This is a genomic window from Pseudomonas sp. 05N434 (assembly GCF_056396965.1).
Genome location: NZ_JBFTMK010000915.1, coordinates 1 through 1,111 on the forward strand (window position 1 = coordinate 1; position 1,111 = coordinate 1,111).

Annotated in this window: 1 protein-coding gene and 1 pseudogene; both read right to left on the reverse strand. The window is 51.8% G+C overall.

Going from position 1 to position 1,111, the window contains the following annotated elements; translation table 11 throughout:
* Positions 1-344 (reverse strand): annotated as a pseudogene (locus tag AC1DLB_RS30670) (integrase); the annotation flags it as partial.
* 183 nt (positions 345-527) lie between these two features.
* Positions 528-1,111 (reverse strand): N-acetyltransferase family protein (locus AC1DLB_RS30675; protein WP_477786364.1); only part of this gene is annotated, 584 nt, incomplete at its 5' end.

The following is a 1,111-nucleotide window of genomic DNA, read 5'->3' on the forward strand; positions in this document are numbered from 1 at the left end:
GTGCCATCCTCTGTAACGATCAGCCGTGTCGAGCGGACCTTCTGACTTTCGGGGCATGATTCGATCAATCAAAACTTCAGCTCGCCAGTGACTTCAATCCGGCGCTTCGCCTTTGTTTTCCCCTGCAGAATCCAAATTTGCCCCTCGGCGTACGTGTCTCGTCCAGTTTCTTTATTGCCCTTGATGCCGGCACAAGGATTGGCCAGCGATGTGTAGCCTTTGTCCCGCGCGTAGTTCCAGATCGCCCTGAGGAGGGGCTTTTCACGGTTCGCTCGGACCGGCGCTGAATTGCGCCAGGTTAGGTACTGGCGAACGTGCAGAGGTTCGATCGTTTCTAGAGGGCTGGACCCTCATTCTGATACTACGACGCGTTTAAAGTGTACTTAGAGAAGTCTGACATGTTGCTTTCCTTGGTTTGAGTTGGGTCAGCACCAATATCGGCAACACGCCGCTATTTCAATCCCTGCTTTAGGCTTAACAGGTAACGAAATATGACAACCAAGCAACTGGGAGTCGATCGAGCGTGCCTACCGGGAAATGTCGCAGCACATCACAACCATTCCGATCTCGGTCTTGTCGGTGCTAAATGGGATCTCACCTAGTACTTCGAAGCCGAAGCCCTCGTAGAAACGCCTCGCACTGGCGTTGGTTTTGAGTACGTCGAGCCAAATGAAATGCTCTTTACGATCTTCGGCCAGTTGACGGATGAATTGCAGAAGCTGTTTCCCGTAGCCTTTGCCTGCTTGGGTCTTGAGGAAGTAAATTTTTTGGAGCTCCGCACCGGCCTTGCCGGAAATAGGCATCGGCTTCGACCAGTTAACCTTTGAGAACCCTACCGCTCTGTCGTCTTCATCGAGTGCTATGAGCCAACAGTGACGTGCGGGTGCCCCTATCGATTCCTGAAGCGCCAGGACTGAAAAGTCTTCACTCAAGAAATGCTGCATGCCTGAGGGGGTCCATATGTCGGAGAAGTGGTCTCGATACGTCTCTATGCCGATATCACTAAGTGTGTGGATATCCTCAATGGTCGCCTCTCGAATTTTGATCACTGTCTCGCTCCTTGCGTTGAGTTGATCTCGACCAATACCTACAACGCGCCAGTATTTCAAGT